The sequence below is a fragment of the Pseudomonas sp. UBA7530 genome (assembly GCF_002479365.1).
In the GTDB taxonomy this organism is placed as follows: domain Bacteria; phylum Pseudomonadota; class Gammaproteobacteria; order Pseudomonadales; family Pseudomonadaceae; genus Aquipseudomonas.
Genome location: NZ_DLMS01000001.1, coordinates 694,207 through 711,782, shown reverse-complemented (window position 1 = coordinate 711,782; position 17,576 = coordinate 694,207). Strand labels below are relative to the sequence as shown.

The 17,576-nt window shown below is 62.5% G+C and carries 18 protein-coding genes; all 18 read left to right on the top strand.

All coding sequences use genetic code 11. From position 1 onward, the window contains the following. The first annotated feature begins 3 nt into the window (after positions 1 to 3). The 18 genes from fliS (B2U07_RS03395) to fliM all read left to right on the top strand — a co-directional run bounded on the left by fliS (B2U07_RS03395) (position 4) and on the right by fliM (position 17,536). On the top strand, positions 4 to 396 hold the full coding sequence (gene fliS, locus B2U07_RS03395) for a flagellar export chaperone FliS (RefSeq protein ID WP_296275808.1): 393 nt from the start codon (positions 4 to 6) through the stop codon (positions 394 to 396). A gap of 107 nt (positions 397 to 503) precedes the next feature. Further along, the gene (gene fliS, locus B2U07_RS03390) at positions 504 to 884 is read left to right on the top strand and encodes a flagellar export chaperone FliS (protein ID WP_296275806.1); all 381 of its coding nucleotides are present in this window, start codon (positions 504 to 506) and stop codon (positions 882 to 884) included. A gap of 25 nt (positions 885 to 909) precedes the next feature. Next, complete coding sequence (fliT, locus tag B2U07_RS03385) at positions 910 to 1,203, top strand: flagellar protein FliT (protein ID WP_296275804.1); 294 nt, start codon at positions 910 to 912, stop codon at positions 1,201 to 1,203. A 260-nt stretch (positions 1,204 to 1,463) separates the two neighbouring features. Further along, complete coding sequence (locus tag B2U07_RS03380; protein ID WP_296275802.1) at positions 1,464 to 2,936, top strand: sigma-54-dependent transcriptional regulator; 1,473 nt, start codon at positions 1,464 to 1,466, stop codon at positions 2,934 to 2,936. Between the two features lie 277 nt (positions 2,937 to 3,213). Further along, entirely contained in the window at positions 3,214 to 4,437 is a 1,224-nt protein-coding gene (locus B2U07_RS03375; protein ID WP_296275800.1) for a sensor histidine kinase, read from the top strand. A gap of 3 nt (positions 4,438 to 4,440) precedes the next feature. Further along, complete coding sequence (fleR, locus tag B2U07_RS03370; protein WP_296275798.1) at positions 4,441 to 5,856, top strand: sigma-54-dependent response regulator transcription factor FleR; 1,416 nt, start codon at positions 4,441 to 4,443, stop codon at positions 5,854 to 5,856. Between the two features lie 378 nt (positions 5,857 to 6,234). Then, complete coding sequence (fliE, locus tag B2U07_RS03365; RefSeq protein WP_161865573.1) at positions 6,235 to 6,564, top strand: flagellar hook-basal body complex protein FliE; 330 nt, start codon at positions 6,235 to 6,237, stop codon at positions 6,562 to 6,564. Between the two features lie 10 nt (positions 6,565 to 6,574). Further along, entirely contained in the window at positions 6,575 to 8,359 is a 1,785-nt protein-coding gene (gene fliF / locus B2U07_RS03360) for a flagellar basal-body MS-ring/collar protein FliF (protein WP_296275794.1), read from the top strand. After that, positions 8,352 to 9,368 carry a flagellar motor switch protein FliG gene (gene fliG, locus B2U07_RS03355; protein WP_024307703.1) on the top strand — a complete coding sequence of 339 codons (1,017 nt, stop codon included), beginning with the start codon at positions 8,352 to 8,354 and terminating at the stop codon, positions 9,366 to 9,368. The genes fliF and fliG overlap by 8 nt, the downstream gene beginning before the upstream one ends. Before the next feature lie 3 nt (positions 9,369 to 9,371). Continuing rightward, positions 9,372 to 10,169: a flagellar assembly protein FliH gene (gene fliH, locus B2U07_RS03350; protein ID WP_296275789.1), complete on the top strand. Its 798-nt coding sequence runs from the start codon at positions 9,372 to 9,374 to the stop codon at positions 10,167 to 10,169. Further along, positions 10,159 to 11,502, top strand: coding sequence for a flagellar protein export ATPase FliI (gene fliI, locus B2U07_RS03345; protein ID WP_296275787.1), 1,344 nt, complete (start codon positions 10,159 to 10,161; stop codon positions 11,500 to 11,502). Before fliH ends, fliI begins: the two co-directional genes overlap by 11 nt. A 49-nt stretch (positions 11,503 to 11,551) precedes the next feature. Continuing rightward, positions 11,552 to 12,001 (top strand): flagellar export protein FliJ, encoded by a 450-nt coding sequence (fliJ, locus tag B2U07_RS03340; RefSeq protein ID WP_013714983.1) that lies wholly within the window; start codon positions 11,552 to 11,554, stop codon positions 11,999 to 12,001. A gap of 85 nt (positions 12,002 to 12,086) precedes the next feature. Next, positions 12,087 to 12,392, top strand: a complete 306-nt coding sequence (locus B2U07_RS03335) for an STAS domain-containing protein (RefSeq protein WP_161865577.1) — start codon at positions 12,087 to 12,089, stop codon at positions 12,390 to 12,392. Continuing rightward, positions 12,392 to 14,080, top strand: coding sequence for a fused response regulator/phosphatase (locus tag B2U07_RS03330; protein ID WP_296275784.1), 1,689 nt, complete (start codon positions 12,392 to 12,394; stop codon positions 14,078 to 14,080). Before B2U07_RS03335 ends, B2U07_RS03330 begins: the two co-directional genes overlap by 1 nt. Before the next feature lie 30 nt (positions 14,081 to 14,110). Next, positions 14,111 to 14,464 carry an Hpt domain-containing protein gene (locus tag B2U07_RS03325; RefSeq protein ID WP_296275782.1) on the top strand — a complete coding sequence of 118 codons (354 nt, stop codon included), beginning with the start codon at positions 14,111 to 14,113 and terminating at the stop codon, positions 14,462 to 14,464. Between the two features lie 67 nt (positions 14,465 to 14,531). Next, on the top strand, positions 14,532 to 15,758 hold the full coding sequence (locus B2U07_RS03320) for a flagellar hook-length control protein FliK (protein ID WP_296275780.1): 1,227 nt from the start codon (positions 14,532 to 14,534) through the stop codon (positions 15,756 to 15,758). 275 nt (positions 15,759 to 16,033) lie between these two features. Beyond that, positions 16,034 to 16,552 carry a flagellar basal body-associated protein FliL gene (gene fliL, locus B2U07_RS03315; protein ID WP_197858196.1) on the top strand — a complete coding sequence of 173 codons (519 nt, stop codon included), beginning with the start codon at positions 16,034 to 16,036 and terminating at the stop codon, positions 16,550 to 16,552. Positions 16,553 to 16,564: 12 nt separating this feature from the next. After that, a complete protein-coding gene (fliM, locus tag B2U07_RS03310; protein ID WP_296275778.1) occupies positions 16,565 to 17,536 on the top strand; it encodes a flagellar motor switch protein FliM in 972 nt (323 codons plus the stop codon). Positions 17,537 to 17,576: the final 40 nt, after the last annotated feature.

Below are 17,576 nucleotides of genomic sequence, written 5' to 3'. Positions count from 1 at the left end.
GTCATGGGCAAGAACCCTATAGATGCCTACAAACAGGTCAAGACCAGCCAGGAAGTTTCACCCTACCGCACCGTGCAGCTGTTGCTGGAAGGTGCGCTGCAGCGAGTGATGCTGGCAAAGCACGCTCAGGCTGAAGGTGATACCGAGATTCGCGGTATGGCGGTAGGCAGTACCATCACCATTCTCAGCGTGCTCCAGGCAGCTCTGGACAAGGAGCTTGGCGGTGAAATTGCCGAGAATCTGGACGCATTGTACGACTATATGACTCGCCGCTTGGCGGGGGTGGCGCTGGATAGCACGCCGCGTTCTCTGGATGAAGTGCAAGCGCTTCTGACCGACATCAAGATCGCCTGGGATGCCATCGGGCCTGAGGTCGAGCCGGCGTCAGCTGGCTGATTTGCCTGCCGCTTGGGCAGAGCCATTTCGAGCGACGAAAACGCTAAAGCTTTACAGGGTGGGGCCGATATTCAGAGTATCAGCCCACCGGTAAAGCGAGAGCGATTATGAACGCAATGGCGGCCCTTAAACAGTATCAGACCGTCAACAACCAAGCGCAGGCCGCAGAGGCCAGCCCTCATCGTCTGATTCAGATGTTGATGGAGGGCGGCTTGTCTCGCATCGCTCAGGCGCGTGGCGCCATGGAGCGCGAGCAGACTGCGCTGAAAGGCGAGTTGATCGGCAAGAGTATTGCCATCATTGCCGGTTTGCGGGAAAGTCTGGACCACCGCCAGGGCGGCGAGCTGGCAGGTAATCTCGATAGCCTGTACGAATATATGATCGCCCGTCTGACCGAAGCCAATGTCAGCAATGAACCCGAACTTCTTGAAGAAGTATCGATGCTGCTGCGTAACATCAAACAGGGTTGGGATGCCATCGCTCAGTAACGAGCGGGCATCGGAGGAGAAGCGAATGAGTTCATCCGTCCAGCATTTGCAAGCGACCGGTTCGGCGATGCGCGATGCCTTGGCCAAGCAGGACTGGGCCGCGATTGGCGAGCTCGATCTGCAGTGCCGAATGGCAGTCGAAGCGGCCATGGCCGATAGCCGTGACGAAGAAGAGCTGCGCAATGGCCTTGAAAATCTTCTGTCTTTGTACCGTGAGCTTGTGACCGTTTGTCAGAACGAGCAGCAGCGCCTGGCCGGCGAGTTGGTCCAGCTCAACCATTCCCGTCAGGGGGCCAAGGTTTATCAGCTTTTCGGCTGATTGCCTTGCGTTTACCGAGTTTAACCAGCAGGTTCGGCTCGGTTTTCGTCACTATCTGTTTGTCTTTTCCGTCCTTTTTATCCGTTTTATCTATCCCCCTTATTCCAGCAGCTGCTTAGCTGTCATTCTCGACAAGCAAAAAAATCACGTCATAAAATTGACTGGCTTCAATTTTTTGACTTTACTAGTGGCCAGTTGCCGGTGTGCGCCGAAGATCTGGCGCGCAATCTCCCTCAATCCTCGGGTCAGACAAACACAAGATGTGGCGTGAAACCAAAATCCTGCTGATCGATGACAATGCTGCGCGTCGCCACGAACTGGCGATCATTCTGAGTTTTCTCGGGGAAGAGTACCTGGCCTGCTCGAGTCAGAACTGGCGCAATGCGGTGGCCGAGCTTGAGTCCAGCCGGGAGGTGCTCAGCGTCGTACTTGGCGATGTCGAGGCCAAGGGCGGTGCGCTGGAACTGACCAAGCAGATTGCCGGTTGGGATGAGTTTCTGCCGCTGCTGACGGTTGGTGAATTCAGCTTCGCCGAGTGGCCGGAAGACCTGCGCAGGCGCGTACTGGCCAGCCTGGAAACTCCGCTCAGCTACAACAAGCTGCTCGACTCCCAGCATCGCGCCCAAGTCTATCGTGAGATGTATGACCAGGCTCGCGATCGGGGTCGCCAGCGCGAACCCAATCTATTCCGCAGCCTGGTCGGCACCAGTCGTGCCATCGGGCAGGTGCGGCAGATGATGCAGCAGGTGGCCGATACCGAAGCCAGCGTGTTGATTCTCGGTGAGTCCGGTACCGGCAAGGAAGTGGTCGCACGCAACCTGCACTATCACTCCAAGCGTCGCGACGCGCCGTTCGTCCCGGTCAACTGCGGTGCCATCCCGGCCGAATTGCTGGAGAGTGAGCTGTTCGGGCATGAGAAGGGTGCCTTCACTGGCGCGATTACCAGTCGGGCAGGGCGCTTCGAGCTGGCCAATGGCGGCACGCTGTTCCTCGACGAGATCGGTGACATGCCGCTGCCAATGCAGGTCAAGTTGCTACGCGTGTTGCAGGAGCGCACCTTCGAGCGCGTTGGCAGCAACAAGACCCAGAGCGCCGATGTGCGCATCATCGCCGCGACGCACAAGAACCTGGAAAAGATGATCGAGGACGGCAGTTTCCGCGAGGATCTGTATTACCGCCTCAACGTCTTCCCCATCGAGATGGCGCCGCTGCGTGAGCGTATCGAAGACATCCCGCTGTTGATGAACGAGCTGATCTCGCGCATGGAGCACGAGAAGCGAGGCTCCATTCGTTTCAACTCGGCTGCCATCATGTCGCTGTGTCGCCACGACTGGGCTGGCAATGTGCGCGAGCTGGCCAACCTGGTGGAACGCATGGCGATCATGCACCCCTACGGCGTGATCGGTGTTGGCGAACTGCCGAAGAAATTCCGTCATGTCGATGACGAGGATGAGCAGCTTGCTGCCAGCCTGCGTGACGAGATGGAAGAGCGCGCGGCGATCATGGCCGGACTGCCGGGCCTCGACACCCCGGCTATGCTGCCGCCGGAAGGCCTGGACCTGAAGGATTATCTCGGTAACCTGGAGCAGGGTCTCATTCAACAGGCTCTGGATGATGCCGGTGGTGTCGTCGCCCGTGCGGCCGAGCGCCTGCGCATTCGTCGGACCACGTTGGTGGAAAAGATGCGCAAGTATGGTATGACACGCCGCGAAGAGGATGAGCAGGGCGACTGAGTGTCGTCCTGTATTTGCGCCCTTGGAGCAGTAGGGCGGGTGCAACCCGCCATCGCGCTCTGGCGGGTTTCACCCGCCCTAAATTTCTAGGCTGCGCGTACCACCATCGCAAGCACGGTGCGCAGGCCCATGCTACAAGGAAAGCCGGAGCTTTGACGCTAGCTCCGGCTTCGTTTTTTCAAGTGATTGAAATATAAGAATAAAAAAGTAGGCACGGGGATTGCTAATGCTCTCGTATCCGACCGTCTTCTGACGGTGCGTCGTACGAGAGAAGCAGATGGAAGCCAACCTTCGTCCTACCGAGTCAGCCGAGCCAGCCGAGCCAGCCGTTGCCGCGCCGCTTGAACAAGCCAGCCGCGCAGGACTGGAACAGGCCTTTGCCCTGTTCAACCAGATGTCCAGCCAGCTCAGCGAGTCCTACAGCCTGCTCGAGGCGCGAGTCAATGAGCTCAAGGGGCAGTTGGCTCTGGTCAGTGCTCAGCGCATGCAGGAGCTGGCAGAGAAAGAACGTCTGGCGCATCGTCTGCAAAGTCTGCTGGACCTTCTGCCCGGCGGCGTGATTGTCATCGACGGCCAGGGTGTCGTGCGTGAGGCCAATCCTGTTGCGCGTGCGTTGCTCGGCCAGCCGCTGGTGGGCATGCTCTGGCGTCAGGTGATCGCCCGCAACTTCGCCCCGCGCGAAGACGATGGTCATGAAATCTCCATGCGGGATGGGCGTCGGCTATCCATCGCGACCCGCTCCCTGCATGGAGAGCCTGGGCAATTAGTGTTATTGACCGACCTGACGGAAACCCGTCGCCTGCAGGATCAACTGTCTCGCCATGAGCGCCTTTCGGCGCTGGGGCGCATGGTCGCTTCCCTCGCGCATCAGATCCGCACGCCGCTGTCCGCCGCGCTGCTCTACGCCAGCCACCTCAATGAACAGGTTCTTCCTGCCGACCAGCAGCAGCGCTTCGCTGGGCGTTTGAAGGAGCGTCTGCACGAGCTGGAGAACCAGGTACGTGACATGCTGATCTTCGCCCGAGGCGAACTGCCATTGCCGGACCGTCTGACGCCATCGGCCTTGTTCGATGCACTACGTGCGGCCGCCGATGCGCATGTGGGCGGCATGGCCGTGCGCTGGCAGTGCGATGTGCAGGGCGGCGAACTGCTGTGCAACCGCGACACGCTGGTCGGCACCGTGCTCAACCTGGTCGACAACGCTATCCAGGCGGCCGGGCGCGATGCGCGTCTGAAAGTCCACCTGTATCGCCGTGACAGCCAGTTGCGCCTATGCGTCAGCGATAACGGCCCCGGCATGAGCCGGGAAACCCTGGCGCGTCTGGGCGAACCCTTCTTCACCACCAAGACCACCGGCACCGGCCTCGGCCTGGCAGTGGTCAAAGCGGTGGCGCGTGCCCACCAAGGCCAGCTGCTGCTGCAATCACGTGCAGGTCGTGGTACCTGCGCCATCGTTTCTCTACCGCTGCTCGATGCAGCGCCTCACTCGAATCAGGAGTAACCCATGGCTGCCAAAGTCCTGCTGGTTGAAGACGATCGCGCACTGCGCGAAGCCCTGGCCGATACCCTGTGCCTGGGCGGGCATGATTATCGGGCGGTCGATTGTGCCGAGGCGGCACTGGTTGCCCTGGCCGAGGAGCCGTTCGGGCTGGTGGTCAGTGACGTCAACATGCCGGGCATGGACGGCCACCAACTACTGGCGCAGATTCGCGCTCGCTACCCGCAATTGCCGGTGCTGTTGATGACGGCCTTCGGCGCCGTGGAGCGCGCGGTGGATGCCATTCGCCAGGGTGCGGCCGATTATCTGGTCAAGCCGTTCGAGCCGCGTACGTTGCTCGAGCTGGTGGCCAAACATGCCCTTGGCAAGCTGCCGGCAAGCGATCGTGACGGTCCGGTGGCGCTGGAACCGGCCAGCGTGCAGTTGCTCGAGCTGGCCGCACGCGTTGCGCAGAGCGATTCGACGGTGATGATCACTGGCGAGTCCGGCACCGGCAAGGAGGTGCTGGCGCGCTATATCCATCAGCAATCGCCACGCGCATCCGGCCCCTTCATTGCCATCAACTGTGCGGCGATTCCGGACAACATGCTCGAGGCCACCTTGTTCGGCCATGAGAAGGGTGCGTTTACGGGTGCCGTTACCGCGCAGCCGGGCAAGTTCGAACTGGCCGATGGCGGCACCATTCTGCTCGATGAAATTTCCGAAATGCCGCTGGGTTTGCAGGCCAAGTTGCTGCGGGTGCTGCAGGAGCGTGAAGTGGAGCGGGTCGGGGCGCGCAAGCCGATCAATCTGGATATTCGTGTGCTGGCCACCAGCAACCGTGATCTGGCCAGTGAAGTGGCAGCCGGGCGGTTCCGCGAGGACCTTTATTATCGTTTGTCGGTGTTTCCGCTGGCTTGGCGACCGCTGCGTGAGCGGCCCGCCGACATTTTGCCGCTGGCCGAGCGCCTGCTCGCCAAGCACGTCAAAAAAATGAATCAGGCACCGGTGCGTTTGTCTGAGTCCGCTGCGCACAGCCTCGTGCAGCACCAGTGGCCGGGTAATGTGCGCGAACTGGACAACGCCATTCAGCGTGCCCTGATTCTGCAGCAGGGCGGGGTGATTCAGGCGCAGGATCTCTGCCTGCATGCGCCTAACGGCCAAACGGTGCAGAGTGCTGCGCCGCGTCTGGCGGTCGTGCCGAATGTCGCTCCGCCCCCGGCGTCCCCGGTCGAGTCGCCCGCTGCGGTGGACGCCGGTGCCTTAGGGGAGGATCTTCGTCGCCGCGAATTTCAGGTGATCATCGATACCCTGCGCGCCGAGCGCGGTCGCCGCAAGGAAGCCGCCGAGCGCCTGGGCATCAGCCCGCGTACCCTGCGCTACAAGCTGGCGCAGATGCGCGATGCGGGTATGGATGTGGAGGCGTATCTGTACGCCAGTTGATTGTCGTGGCCCGCTGACTGGCGAATCGCTCGCACTATCGGCGGTTTTCGTAAGCGTATTGAACGAAAAGCTTCGCGGACAAGTCCGCTCCTACAGGTCGGGCGGCGCTTCTGTTCCCTTTGACGGGTAAAGAGTAGCAAGCCCGTATGCGGGCCAGGTTGCCGGGGTGTATCTAGTTTCATCTTGGTCATGAGCTGGCTTCTTGTGGGAGCGGACTTGTCCGCGAGTTCCTCTGACTACACTCCTGAAGGCTTTCTGGTCCGGGCGTCGCCCGGCTTTTGCGCATCCCTTCACCTGGCCTTTCACTTCTTGGCACCCTTGTTGCTAATACCTCTGCATAGCGCCGCTAGCGTCAAAAAGCGGGCAGTGGAGGATGTGATGAGCCAGGGTGTCGAATTCAATCGCTTGATGCTGGAAATGCGTTCCATGCAGGCTGAGGCCATGTCGCGTCAGAAACCTGTTGCGAGCGAGCCGGTGCAGGGGGCGCCGAGTTTCTCGGAAATGCTCGGTCAGGCGGTGAACAAGGTCAACGAAACCCAGCAGGCCTCCAGCAAGCTCGCCACGGCTTTCGAGATGGGCCAGAGCGGGGTCGATCTGACCGATGTGATGATCGCCTCGCAGAAAGCCGGCGTATCCTTTCAAGCCATGACCCAGGTGCGTAACAAGCTGGTCCAGGCTTATCAAGACATCATGCAGATGCCGGTCTGAGGGTTGATTAATGGCTGAAGCAGCAGTTGCAAACGTACCGGTCAAGGCCGAAGCGGGTGAGCCCAAGAAGCCCCTGCTGGGCCTTAGCTTCCTGGAAAATCTCGCAGAGATGTCAGTGCTGCGTCAGCTCGGCCTGCTGGTCGGCCTTGCCGCCAGCGTGGCCATCGGCTTTGCCGTGGTGCTCTGGTCGCAGCAGCCGGACTACCGTCCGCTCTACGGCAGCCTCAACGGTATGGATGCGACGCAGGTGGTCGAGACCCTGACCGCGTCTGGCATCGACTACACCATCGAACCCAACTCCGGTGCGCTGCTGGTCAAGGCAGACGATCTGGCGCGTGCGCGCATGCGTCTGGCCGCTGCCGGCGTGGCGCCGACCGACAACAGTGTGGGTTTCGAAATCCTCGACCGCGAACAGGGGCTGGGCACCAGTCAGTTCATGGAAGCGACCCGCTATCGCCGTGGCCTCGAAGGCGAGTTGGCGCGTACCGTGGCCAGCCTCAATAACGTCAAGGCAGCGCGCGTGCATCTGGCCATGCCCAAGGCATCCGTGTTCGTACGTGACGAGCGCAAGCCTTCGGCTTCGGTCCTGGTCGAACTCTATCCGGGGCGCGCACTGGAGCCGAGCCAGGTGATGGCGATCGTCAATCTGGTGGCGACCAGCGTACCCGAGCTGGACAAGGGCCAGGTCACCGTGGTCGACCAGAAGGGCAACCTGCTCTCCGATCAGCAGGAACTGTCCGAGCTGACCATGGCTGGCAAGCAGTTCGACTACACCCGGCGCATGGAGGGACTGTTCACCCAGCGTGTGCACAACATCCTGCTGCCGGTGCTGGGCAGCGGTCGCTACAAGGCCGAAGTGTCGGCTGATGTGGATTTCAGCTCGGTCGAGTCCACCTCCGAGATGTTCAACCCCGACCAGCCGGCGCTGCGCAGCGAGCAGCAGGTCAACGAGCAGCGTCAGAGCAGCCTGCCGCCGCAAGGGGTGCCGGGTGCACTGTCCAATCAACCGCCAGGCCCGGCCGCCGCTCCCGAGCAGGCCGCTGGTGCCGCTGCTCCGGCTGGCCCGGTAGCGGCGGGTCAGCCGCTGGTCGATGCCAACGGCCAGCAGATCATGGACCCGGCTACCGGCCAGCCGATGCTGGCGCCGTACCCGGCGGACAAGCGTGAGCAGTCCACCCGCAACTTCGAGCTGGACCGTTCCATCAGCTACACCCGCCAGCAACAAGGTCGCCTGCGTCGCCTGTCCGTCGCGGTGGTGGTGGACGATCAGGTACGTGTCGATCCGGCCACCGGTGAGACCACCCGCGTGCCGTGGACAGCCGACGACCTGGCGCGCTTCACCCGCCTGGTACAGGACTCGGTGGGCTTCGATGCCAGCCGTGGCGATAGCGTCAGCGTGATCAACACGGCCTTCAACGCGTCGCAGGGCGAGGAAATTCCTGATATTCCGTTCTACACCCAGCCCTGGTTCTGGGACATCGTCAAGCAGGTGCTCGGCGTGCTGTTCATCTTGGTGCTGGTGTTCGGCGTGCTGCGTCCGGTGCTCAACAACATCACTGGCGGCGGCAGGGGCAAGGAGCTGGCTAGTGCCGGCGATGTAGAGCTTGGCGAGATGGCCGGCCTGGATGGCGAGCTGTCCGATGATCGCGTCAGCCTCGGTGGGCCGCAGAGCATGCTGCTGCCCAGCCCCAGTGAGGGGTATGATGCGCAACTGAACGCTATCAAGAGCCTGGTGGCGGAAGATCCTGGCCGCGTAGCCCAGGTCGTCAAAGAGTGGATCAACGCAGATGAGTGACAATCGTACCGCTACCAAGCTGACCAAGGTCGACAAGGCCGCGATCCTGCTGCTCTCGCTGGGCGAGACCGATGCCGCCCAGGTGCTGCGTCATCTCGGGCCGAAGGAAGTGCAGCGCGTCGGCGTGGCCATGGCCGGCATGCGCAACATCCATCGCGAGCAGGTCGAGCAGGTCATGAGCGAGTTCGTCGAGATCGTCGGCGACCAGACCAGCCTGGGCGTCGGTTCCGACGGCTACATCCGCAAGATGCTCACCGCTGCACTGGGTGAGGACAAGGCCGGCAATCTCATCGACCGTATCCTCCTCGGCGGCAGCACCAGTGGCCTGGACAGCCTGAAATGGATGGAGCCGCGTGCCGTTGCCGACGTGATTCGCTACGAGCACCCGCAGATTCAGGCCATCGTTGTCGCCTATCTCGACCCGGATCAGGCTGGCGAGGTGCTCAGCCATTTCGATCACAAGGTGCGCCTGGACATCATTCTGCGTGTGTCGTCGTTGAACACCGTGCAGCCGTCTGCGCTCAAGGAGCTCAACCAGATTCTTGAGAAGCAGTTCTCCGGCAGTGCCAACACCACGCGCGCCACCATGGGCGGCGTCAAGCGCGCGGCGGACATCATGAACTTCCTCGACAGCTCGGTGGAAGGCCAACTGATGGATTCCATTCGCGAGGTGGACGAAGACCTGTCGACGCAGATCGAGGACCTCATGTTCGTCTTCGACAACCTGGCCGATGTCGACGACCGCGGCATTCAGGCGCTGATGCGTGAAGTCTCGTCCGAGGTGCTGGTACTGGCTCTCAAGGGCGCCGACGATGCGATCAAGGACAAGGTGTTCAAGAACATGTCCAAGCGCGCGGCCGAGCTGCTGCGCGACGACCTGGAAGCCAAGGGCCCGGTGCGGGTCAGCGACGTGGAAGCGGCGCAGAAGGAAATTCTCACCATCGCCCGTCGCATGGCCGAGGCCGGAGAGATCGTGCTCGGCGGCAAGGGTGGCGAGGAGATGGTCTAAACCATGGCCAAGGAGCCTGAGAGCGAGCTGATTCGCGCCAAGGATCTGGGCGCCGTCGACCGCTGGGCGCTGCCCAGCTTCGACGCGCCGGGCGAGGAACCGGCCGAAGCTGAAGTTCCGGCCGATGAGCCTGCGTCTTCACCTGTCGAGGCCCAAGCCCAGGAAACCGGGCAGGTTGAAGAGGTCGCTATCGAGGATGTCAAACCGCTGACGCTCGATGAACTCGAAGCCATCCGTCAGGATGCCTATAACGAAGGCTTCGCCACCGGTGAGAAGGACGGCTTTCATGCCGGCCAGATCAAGGCCAAGCAGGAAGCCGACGCTGCCCTGGCGCTGAAGGTCGGCAGCCTGGAAAAGCTCATGACTCAGCTGCTCGATCCGATTGCCGAGCAGGACCAGCAAATGGAAGTGGCCATGGTGCGTCTGGTCAGCCATATGGTGCGCGAGGTGATTCAGCGCGAACTGAGCAGCGACTCCAGCCAGATTCGCCAGGTTCTGCGCGAGGCACTCAAATTGCTGCCGATGGGCGCGGACAACGTGCGCATTCAGGTCAACCCGCAGGACTTCGAAACGATCAGGGCGCTGCGTGAGCGCCATGAAGAAAGCTGGCGCATTCTCGAAGACGACAGTCTGCTGCCTGGCGGTTGCCGCATCGAGTCGGAACACAGTCAGATCGACGCCAGCGTCGAGACGCGCATGGCGCAGGCCCTCAAGCAACTGTTCGAGCAACAGCGCGCGCAGAGCACCCAGTTGCCGGAGGCGGACATCAACCTGGATCTGGATGGCGACGATGCGTCTTGATCGCGTGAGCTTCGCCCGGCGTCTGGAGGGTTACAGCGATGCGATCAGCCTGCCCAGCCAGCCCATACTTGAGGGTCGCTTGCTGCGCATGGTCGGCCTTACCCTGGAGGCCGAAGGGCTGCGCGCGGCTGTTGGCAGCCGCTGCCTGGTAATCAATGACGACAGCTACCACCCGGTCCAGGTCGAGGCCGAGGTGATGGGCTTCTCCGGCGGCAAGATCTACCTGATGCCCGTAGGCAGCCTGGCTGGCATTGCGCCGGGCGCGCGCGTGGTGCCGCTGCCTGATGCCGGGCGCCTGCCGATGGGCATGACCATGCTCGGCCGTGTGCTCGACGGCGCTGGCCGGGCGCTCGATGGCAAAGGCGGGATGAAAGCCGAAGATTGGGTGCCGATGGATGGCCCCACCATCAACCCACTCAATCGCGACCCCATCAGCCAGCCGCTGGACGTCGGCATTCGTTCGATCAACGGCCTGCTCACCGTCGGGCGCGGTCAGCGCCTGGGCCTGTTCGCCGGCACCGGTGTCGGCAAGTCGGTGTTGCTGGGGATGATGACGCGTTTTACCGAGGCCGATATCATCGTCGTCGGGCTGATCGGGGAGCGCGGGCGCGAGGTCAAGGAGTTCATCGACGAGATTCTCGGTGAAGAGGGGATCAAGCGCTCCGTCGTCGTGGCCTCGCCGGCCGATGATGCGCCATTGATGCGGCTGCGCGCCGCGCAGTACTGCACGCGCATCGCCGAATATTTTCGCGACAAGGGCAAGAATGTCCTGTTGCTGATGGATTCGCTGACGCGCTACGCCCAGGCGCAGCGCGAAATCGCCCTGGCCATCGGTGAGCCGCCGGCCACCAAAGGCTATCCGCCTTCGGTGTTCGCCAAATTGCCCAAACTGGTCGAGCGCGCCGGTAACGCCGAGGCCGGCGGCGGTTCGATCACCGCGTTCTACACCGTGTTGAGTGAGGGTGACGATCAGCAGGACCCCATCGCCGATGCCGCGCGCGGCGTGCTCGATGGCCACTTCGTGCTGTCCCGGCGTCTGGCGGAGGAGGGGCACTATCCGGCAGTCGATATCGAGTCCTCGATCAGCCGGGTCATGCCGCAGGTGGTGCCGCCGGAGCAACTCAGGCAGGCGCAGCGTTTCAAGCAGCTGTGGTCGCGTTACCAGCAGAGCCGCGATCTGATCAGCGTCGGCGCCTATGTGCCGGGCGGTGATGCGGATACCGACCTGGCCATCGCACGCCAGCCGGCCATGGCTCAATACCTGCGTCAGGGGCTGGATGAAAGCGTGGGCATGCCGCAAAGCCGTGAGCAACTGGCCGCCGTGCTGGGGTAATGATGGCGCTGGCTAACGATCCTTTCGCGGCCATCAAGGCGGTGACGCAATGAGCCTCAGCCGCGCCAAACGCCTGCAGCCGGTTGTCGAGATGGCAGAAAAGGCCGAGCGCGAGGCCGCGCGCCAGCTAGGGCATTGCCAGGGCCTGGTCGGCCAGGCCGAGGCCAAGTTGGGGGAGCTGGAGCGCTTTCGTGGCGATTACCAGCAGCAATGGATCAGCGAGGGCAGCAAGGGCGTTTCCGGCCAGTGGCTGATGAACTACCAGCGCTTTTTGTCGCAGCTCGAGACGGCGGTCGGCCAGCAGCAGCAAAGCCTGGAGTGGCATCGAGCCAATCTGGAGAAGGTGCGCGCGGTGTGGCAGCAGCGCTATGCCCGCCTCGAGGGGCTGCGCAAGCTGGTACAGCGTTACATCGACGAAGCCCGTTTGGCCGAGGACAAGCGCGAGCAGAAACTGCTCGACGAACTGGCGCAGCGCCTGGTCGACCGGGGCGAACCTTGATTAGAAGTTGTTTCGGCGCCTGCCAGATGCTACACCTTCAGTCGTGAACCGCCCTATCCGGCAAAGTCTCGACAAAGGAGTAAACATGGCCATCACCTCGCAACCGTCGGCGGACGGGCAAGAGCTGACCATCGTGATTCGAGGACGCTTCGACTTCGCCTCCCACCAGGAATTTCGTGACGCCTACGAGCGCGTCAACGTGACGCCCAGGCGCTATCAGGTCGACCTGCGCGACACCAGCTACCTGGATAGCTCGGCACTGGGCATGCTGCTGCTCCTGCGCGATCACGCGGGCGGCGATTCGGCGCAGATTCGCCTGCTCAACTGCAGCAGTGACGTGCGCAAGATTCTCGCCATTTCCAATTTCGAGCAGTTGTTCCAGATCAGCTGATGCCTGATCGTCTTGCGATCCTGATTGCCGAGGACAACGCGGCTGATCGCATGCTGCTGTCCACCATCGTCAGTCGTCAGGGCCACCGTGTGCTCACCGCCAGCAATGGTTTGGAGGCGGTCGCCCTGTTCGAGCAGGAGCGTCCGCATCTGGTCCTGATGGACGCGCTGATGCCGGTGATGGATGGCTTCGAGGCGGCGCGACGGATCAAGGAGCAGGCCGGCGAGTCGCTGGTGCCGATCATTTTTCTCACCTCGCTTACCGAAGGCGAGGCGCTGGTGCGGTGTCTGGAGGCCGGGGGCGACGACTTTCTCGCCAAGCCCTACAACCGGGTGATACTCGAGGCGAAAATCGGCGCGATGGATCGTCTGCGCCGTCTGCACGACACGGTGTTGCGCCAGCGTGACCTGATCGCCCGCCACAATGAGCATCTGCTGCGCGAGCAGCGCGTGGCCAAGGCGGTATTCGACAAGGTGGCGCATTCCGGCTGCCTGGATGCGCCGAACATCCGCTACATGCAATCGCCTTACGCTCTGTTCAATGGCGATCTACTGCTGGCGGCCTACAAGCCCTCCGGTGGCATGCACGTGATGCTCGGCGACTTCACCGGCCATGGTCTGCCTGCAGCGATTGGCGCCATGCCGCTGGCCGAGGTGTTCTACGGCATGACGGCCAAGGGGCACTCACTGGCCGAGATCCTTCGCGAGATCAACGCCAAGCTCAAGCGCATCCTGCCGGTGGGGGTTTTCTGCTGCGCCACCCTGCTCAACATCAGCAACAAGCGTGGTTTGCTCGAGGTGTGGAATGGCGGGCTGCCGGATGGCTATCTGCTGCATGGCGATGGCCGTCCGCGTCAGCCGCTGGTGTCGCGTCATTTGCCGCTTGGCATCCTTGAGCCCGCGGCGTTCAGTGATCGCTGCGAGGTTTATCCGCTGACGCAGGGAGATCGCATCTTCCTGCTCAGCGACGGTGTGCTCGAGGCCAGTGACCGGCACGGGCAACTGTTCGGCGAAGAGCGACTGCTCAGGCTGTTGGATGCCAATCGTCAGCCGCAGGCGCTGTTCGAGGAAATCCAGCAGGCGCTGACGGCATTTCGCGGCGAGCAGCAGGACGATGTCAGCCTGGTTCAGGTCGGGCTCGCCGAAGACGACGAGCGCCCGCGGCCGCTGGCCTTCGCCGATAGCGGCCAGAGCAGCGTCATGGACTGGTCAGCCAGTTTCGAATTTCGCGCGCTGAGCCTGCGCCATTTCAATCCGCTGCCATTTCTGTTGCAGCTGTTGTTGGACGTGCAGGCACTGCGCCCGCGTGGTGGCGAACTGTATACGGTGCTCGCCGAGCTCTACTCCAATGCGCTGGAGCATGGCGTGATGGGCCTCGATTCCTCGCTCAAGCAGGATGCCAGCGGCTTTGCCGAGTACTACCGGGAGCGGCGTCTGCGTCTGGCGTCATTGCGCGATGGCTATGTGCGCTTTCACCTGCAGATGCTGCCGGAGGGAAATGGCGGTCGTCTTATCGTTGGGATCGAGGACAGCGGTCCTGGCTTCGATCCGGCCAGGCTCATGGCCACGCGAGATGATGCACTGTGCGGCCGCGGGCTGGCCCTGGTGCGCGAGCTGAGTGACGGTTTTGCTTGCGGCCCCGACGGTCGGGGCGTCACCGTGGAGTTTTGTTGGACCACTGAGGCATAATTCCGGCCTTGTAGTTCAGGGAGTGACCCGGTGTCCGATATCCATCTCGACGATGCCGTCCTGGCGGCCCTGCAGGACGTCATGGAAGACGAGTACCCGATTCTGCTCGACACCTTCGTTGCCGACTCAGAGGAGCGTCTACGCCTGTTGCATCAGGCTCAGACTGAGGGCGATGCGCAGGGTCTGCGCCTGGCCGCGCACAGCTTCAAGGGCAGTTGCAGCAACATGGGCGCGGTCCTGTTGGCCAGCCTGTGCAAGGAACTCGAGGACGCCGGGCGGCGCGAGGCGCTGGAACTGGTTCCGGGGCTGGTCGAGCAGATCGAGCGCGAGTTCGCCATCGTGCGCATCCTGTTCAAGTCCGAGCGGCAGCGCTTCCGCCCCTGACAACTTTTCCAGAGTTGGCCCGCCCTTTGCTCTGATCCCGTCACGACCCAACAGACGGAGAGCGTCCATGTCCGCATTGCCCGATATTCGCCTGCAGGCCACGCCTGAGGTGAAGAGCAAAGCGAAGCAGCCGGCCAAAGCGCCGGAACCCAGCAACAGCGGTGCTTCCAGCTTTGCCGAGGTATATGCCAAGGAGCGTCAGGCCAAGCCTGGCGAGCGCGCTGGCAGTACCGATAAACCCAGCCAGGAGCAGAACTCGGCACCAGCTTCTGGTGAGCCTGATACCGCGTCGACTGCCGCCGAGCAGCCTGAAGTTGCCGCCTCCGGCAATTCCTTGCCGACCGAAGAGGGCGCTGAAGAAGAGCTCGATCCGCTGCTGGCGATGGCGCTGGGCGGCATCCAGGCTCAGACGCAGGAGGCTGCGAGCACCGAGGCGGCATCGGATATGCCCGCCCTGGTGATTACCGGCGCCACCGCTGGTGTCACTGAGGAGGCCGAGCCGGTGCTGGAGGACGACGCGCTCGACCCGCTGGCACTGCTCAAGCAACCGGCGGAAGAGGCGAGCAAGGCGCAAGCCTCGCAGGACGCTGCGATCAAGAGCTCGCGCGTGGCGACCAGCACAGACTTTGCCGCTGCCATGGCCGCCATGGGCAAGGGCGAGGAGACCGCCGAGAGCAGCGAGGAGTCGACGCTGGAACTGCCACTGGAAAGCCTGGCCAAGGACGCGCTGGAGAGCCTCAAGGACAGCGTTCAGCCCAACCGTCCGGATCAGTTCGTCAGCAAGCTCAATGCGCTGACCCAGGCGCTCAACCATCAGGCTGGCGCCGCGCAACGCGTGCCGTTGGTGCCGGGCCAACCGGTGGCGATGCAGCAGGGCGGCTGGAGCGAGGCGGTGGTCGACCGCGTCATGTGGCTGTCGAGCCAGAACCTCAAGTCGGCCGAGATTCAGCTTGATCCGGCCGAGCTGGGGCGCCTCGAGGTGCGCGTGAATCTGACTCAGGATCAGGCCCAGGTGACCTTCGCCAGCCCCAATGCGGGCGTGCGTGAGGCGCTGGAAGGGCAGATGCATCGCCTACGTGAGCTGTTCGCCCAGCAAGGGATGAACCTGGCCGATGCCAACGTTTCCGATCAGTCGCTCAACCGCGGCTGGCAGGGGCAGGGCGAGGGTGGTCGCGGCGGCTCCGGCTCGCGTGACGGCCTGCTTGCCGGCGAAGAGCTGCAGCCCGGCGCTCAACAGGAGGTGCGCAGCGAGCGATTGAGCGCGGGCCGTGGTCTGGTCGATTACTACGCGTGAAAGGCGCCTCGCGCATGTTCCTGGCGACCTTCTGACGTAACGGATAGCGCTGCATCGCGCGAGGCAATGCCTGATGATCGGTATTCCTCCGCTAGACTTGTATTTGCCCGGGTTGCCGAAAGGTGCCCGGGCGAATGCATTTTGGGGTGACAGCAGGCAGCTGGCGCTGTTAAATCCGCAGCCCAGAGTTAGACAAGCCTGCTCATATGCTGGCATAACACTTGCTCCTAACCCTTTGAATGCGGAAAGAACCCAGGCACTGACGGATTATTGGCATGGCTAAGAAAGAAGCGGCATCGACTGCCGATGGACAACCCGCCGGCAAGAGCAAGCTCAAACTCATCATCCTGATCGTGGTGGGGTTGCTCCTGGCCGTTGGTCTTTCCATTGGCGGTACCTGGTTCATTCTCAGCAAGGGCGACAAGCATGAGGAGGCCAAGCCTGAAGAGGCAGCCGCCGCTGCGCCTGTCCGTCAGCCGGCCCTTTACCAGGACCTGATGCCGGCCTTCGTGGTCAACTTCAATTACCAGAACCGTACCCGCTACCTGCAGGTGAGCATGGCCCTGATGAGCCGCGATGCCGCCGGGATGGAGAAGCTCAAGGTGCATATGCCGGTGCTGCGCAACCGCCTGGTGATGCTGCTCTCCGGGCAGGATTTCGCCGCGCTGCAAACGCCGCTGGGCAAGGAGATGCTCCTGCAGCAGGCGCTGGCCAGCGTGCAGGAGCTGGCGCAGAAGGAAACCGGCAGCACCGTGGTCGAGCAGGTGCTGTTCACCAATTTCGTATTGCAGTAGCGGGAGCCGAAGATGGCCGTGCAAGACCTGCTTTCCCAGGACGAGATCGATGCGCTGTTGCATGGCGTCGATGACGGCCTGGTGGAAACCGAGGACGCCGCGGAGCCGGGTAGCGTCAAGCAATATGACCTGACCAGTCAGGATCGTATCGTTCGCGGGCGCATGCCCACCCTGGAGATGATCAACGAGCGTTTCGCCCGTTACACCCGCATCAGCATGTTCAACCTGCTGCGCCGCTCGGCCGATGTCGCGGTCGGTGGTGTGCAGGTGATGAAGTTCGGCGAATACGTGCATTCGCTCTACGTGCCCACCAGTCTCAACCTGGTGAAGATGAAGCCGTTGCGTGGCACCGGCCTGTTCATTCTCGACGCCAAGCTGGTGTTCAAGCTGGTGGACAACTTCTTCGGCGGCGACGGGCGCCACGCCAAGATCGAGGGCCGTGAGTTCACCCCTACCGAGCTGCGTGTTGTGCGTATGGTGCTCGACCAGGCCTTCGTCGACATGCGTGAGGCCTGGCACGCGGTGATGGATATCAACTTCGAGTACGTCAACTCCGAGGTCAACCCGGCGCTGGCCAATATCGTCAGCCCCAGCGAGGTGGTGGTGGTATCCACCTTCCATATCGAACTGGATGGCGGCGGTGGTGACCTGCACATCACCATGCCGTATTCGATGATCGAGCCGATCCGCGAGATGCTCGATGCCGGCTTCCAGTCCGATGTCGACGATCAGGACGAGCGCTGGATCAAGGCCCTGCGCGAAGACATCCTCGATGTCAGCGTACCGCTGGCCGCTACGGTGGCGCGTCGTCAATTGAAGCTGCGCGACATCCTGCACATGCAGCCGGGCGATGTGATCCCGGTGGAGCTGCCGGGGAACGTGATCATGCGTGCCAATGGCGTGCCGACGTTCAAGGTCAAGCTGGGCGCGCACAAGGGCAATCTGGCCCTGCAGGTGCTCGAACCAATCGAACGCCAGCGCTGAGGCGCTGGAACTCCGTAGGGTCAACAGGCCCGAGGCAAAC

Coding starts and splice junctions, on each gene's coding strand:
- B2U07_RS03320 (WP_296275780.1), top strand. CDS start 14,532: ATGTCCGCATTGCCCGATATTCGCCTGCAGGCCACGCCTGAGGTGAAG.
- fliM (WP_296275778.1), top strand. CDS start 16,565: ATGGCCGTGCAAGACCTGCTTTCCCAGGACGAGATCGATGCGCTGTTG.
- B2U07_RS03380 (WP_296275802.1), top strand. CDS start 1,464: ATGTGGCGTGAAACCAAAATCCTGCTGATCGATGACAATGCTGCGCGT.
- B2U07_RS03335 (WP_161865577.1), top strand. CDS start 12,087: ATGGCCATCACCTCGCAACCGTCGGCGGACGGGCAAGAGCTGACCATC.
- fliH (WP_296275789.1), top strand. CDS start 9,372: ATGGCCAAGGAGCCTGAGAGCGAGCTGATTCGCGCCAAGGATCTGGGC.
- fliE (WP_161865573.1), top strand. CDS start 6,235: ATGAGCCAGGGTGTCGAATTCAATCGCTTGATGCTGGAAATGCGTTCC.
- fliT (WP_296275804.1), top strand. CDS start 910: ATGAGTTCATCCGTCCAGCATTTGCAAGCGACCGGTTCGGCGATGCGC.
- fliS (WP_296275808.1), top strand. CDS start 4: ATGGGCAAGAACCCTATAGATGCCTACAAACAGGTCAAGACCAGCCAG.
- fleR (WP_296275798.1), top strand. CDS start 4,441: ATGGCTGCCAAAGTCCTGCTGGTTGAAGACGATCGCGCACTGCGCGAA.
- B2U07_RS03330 (WP_296275784.1), top strand. CDS start 12,392: ATGCCTGATCGTCTTGCGATCCTGATTGCCGAGGACAACGCGGCTGAT.
- fliL (WP_197858196.1), top strand. CDS start 16,034: ATGGCTAAGAAAGAAGCGGCATCGACTGCCGATGGACAACCCGCCGGC.
- B2U07_RS03375 (WP_296275800.1), top strand. CDS start 3,214: ATGGAAGCCAACCTTCGTCCTACCGAGTCAGCCGAGCCAGCCGAGCCA.
- fliF (WP_296275794.1), top strand. CDS start 6,575: ATGGCTGAAGCAGCAGTTGCAAACGTACCGGTCAAGGCCGAAGCGGGT.
- fliI (WP_296275787.1), top strand. CDS start 10,159: ATGCGTCTTGATCGCGTGAGCTTCGCCCGGCGTCTGGAGGGTTACAGC.
- fliS (WP_296275806.1), top strand. CDS start 504: ATGAACGCAATGGCGGCCCTTAAACAGTATCAGACCGTCAACAACCAA.
- fliJ (WP_013714983.1), top strand. CDS start 11,552: ATGAGCCTCAGCCGCGCCAAACGCCTGCAGCCGGTTGTCGAGATGGCA.
- fliG (WP_024307703.1), top strand. CDS start 8,352: ATGAGTGACAATCGTACCGCTACCAAGCTGACCAAGGTCGACAAGGCC.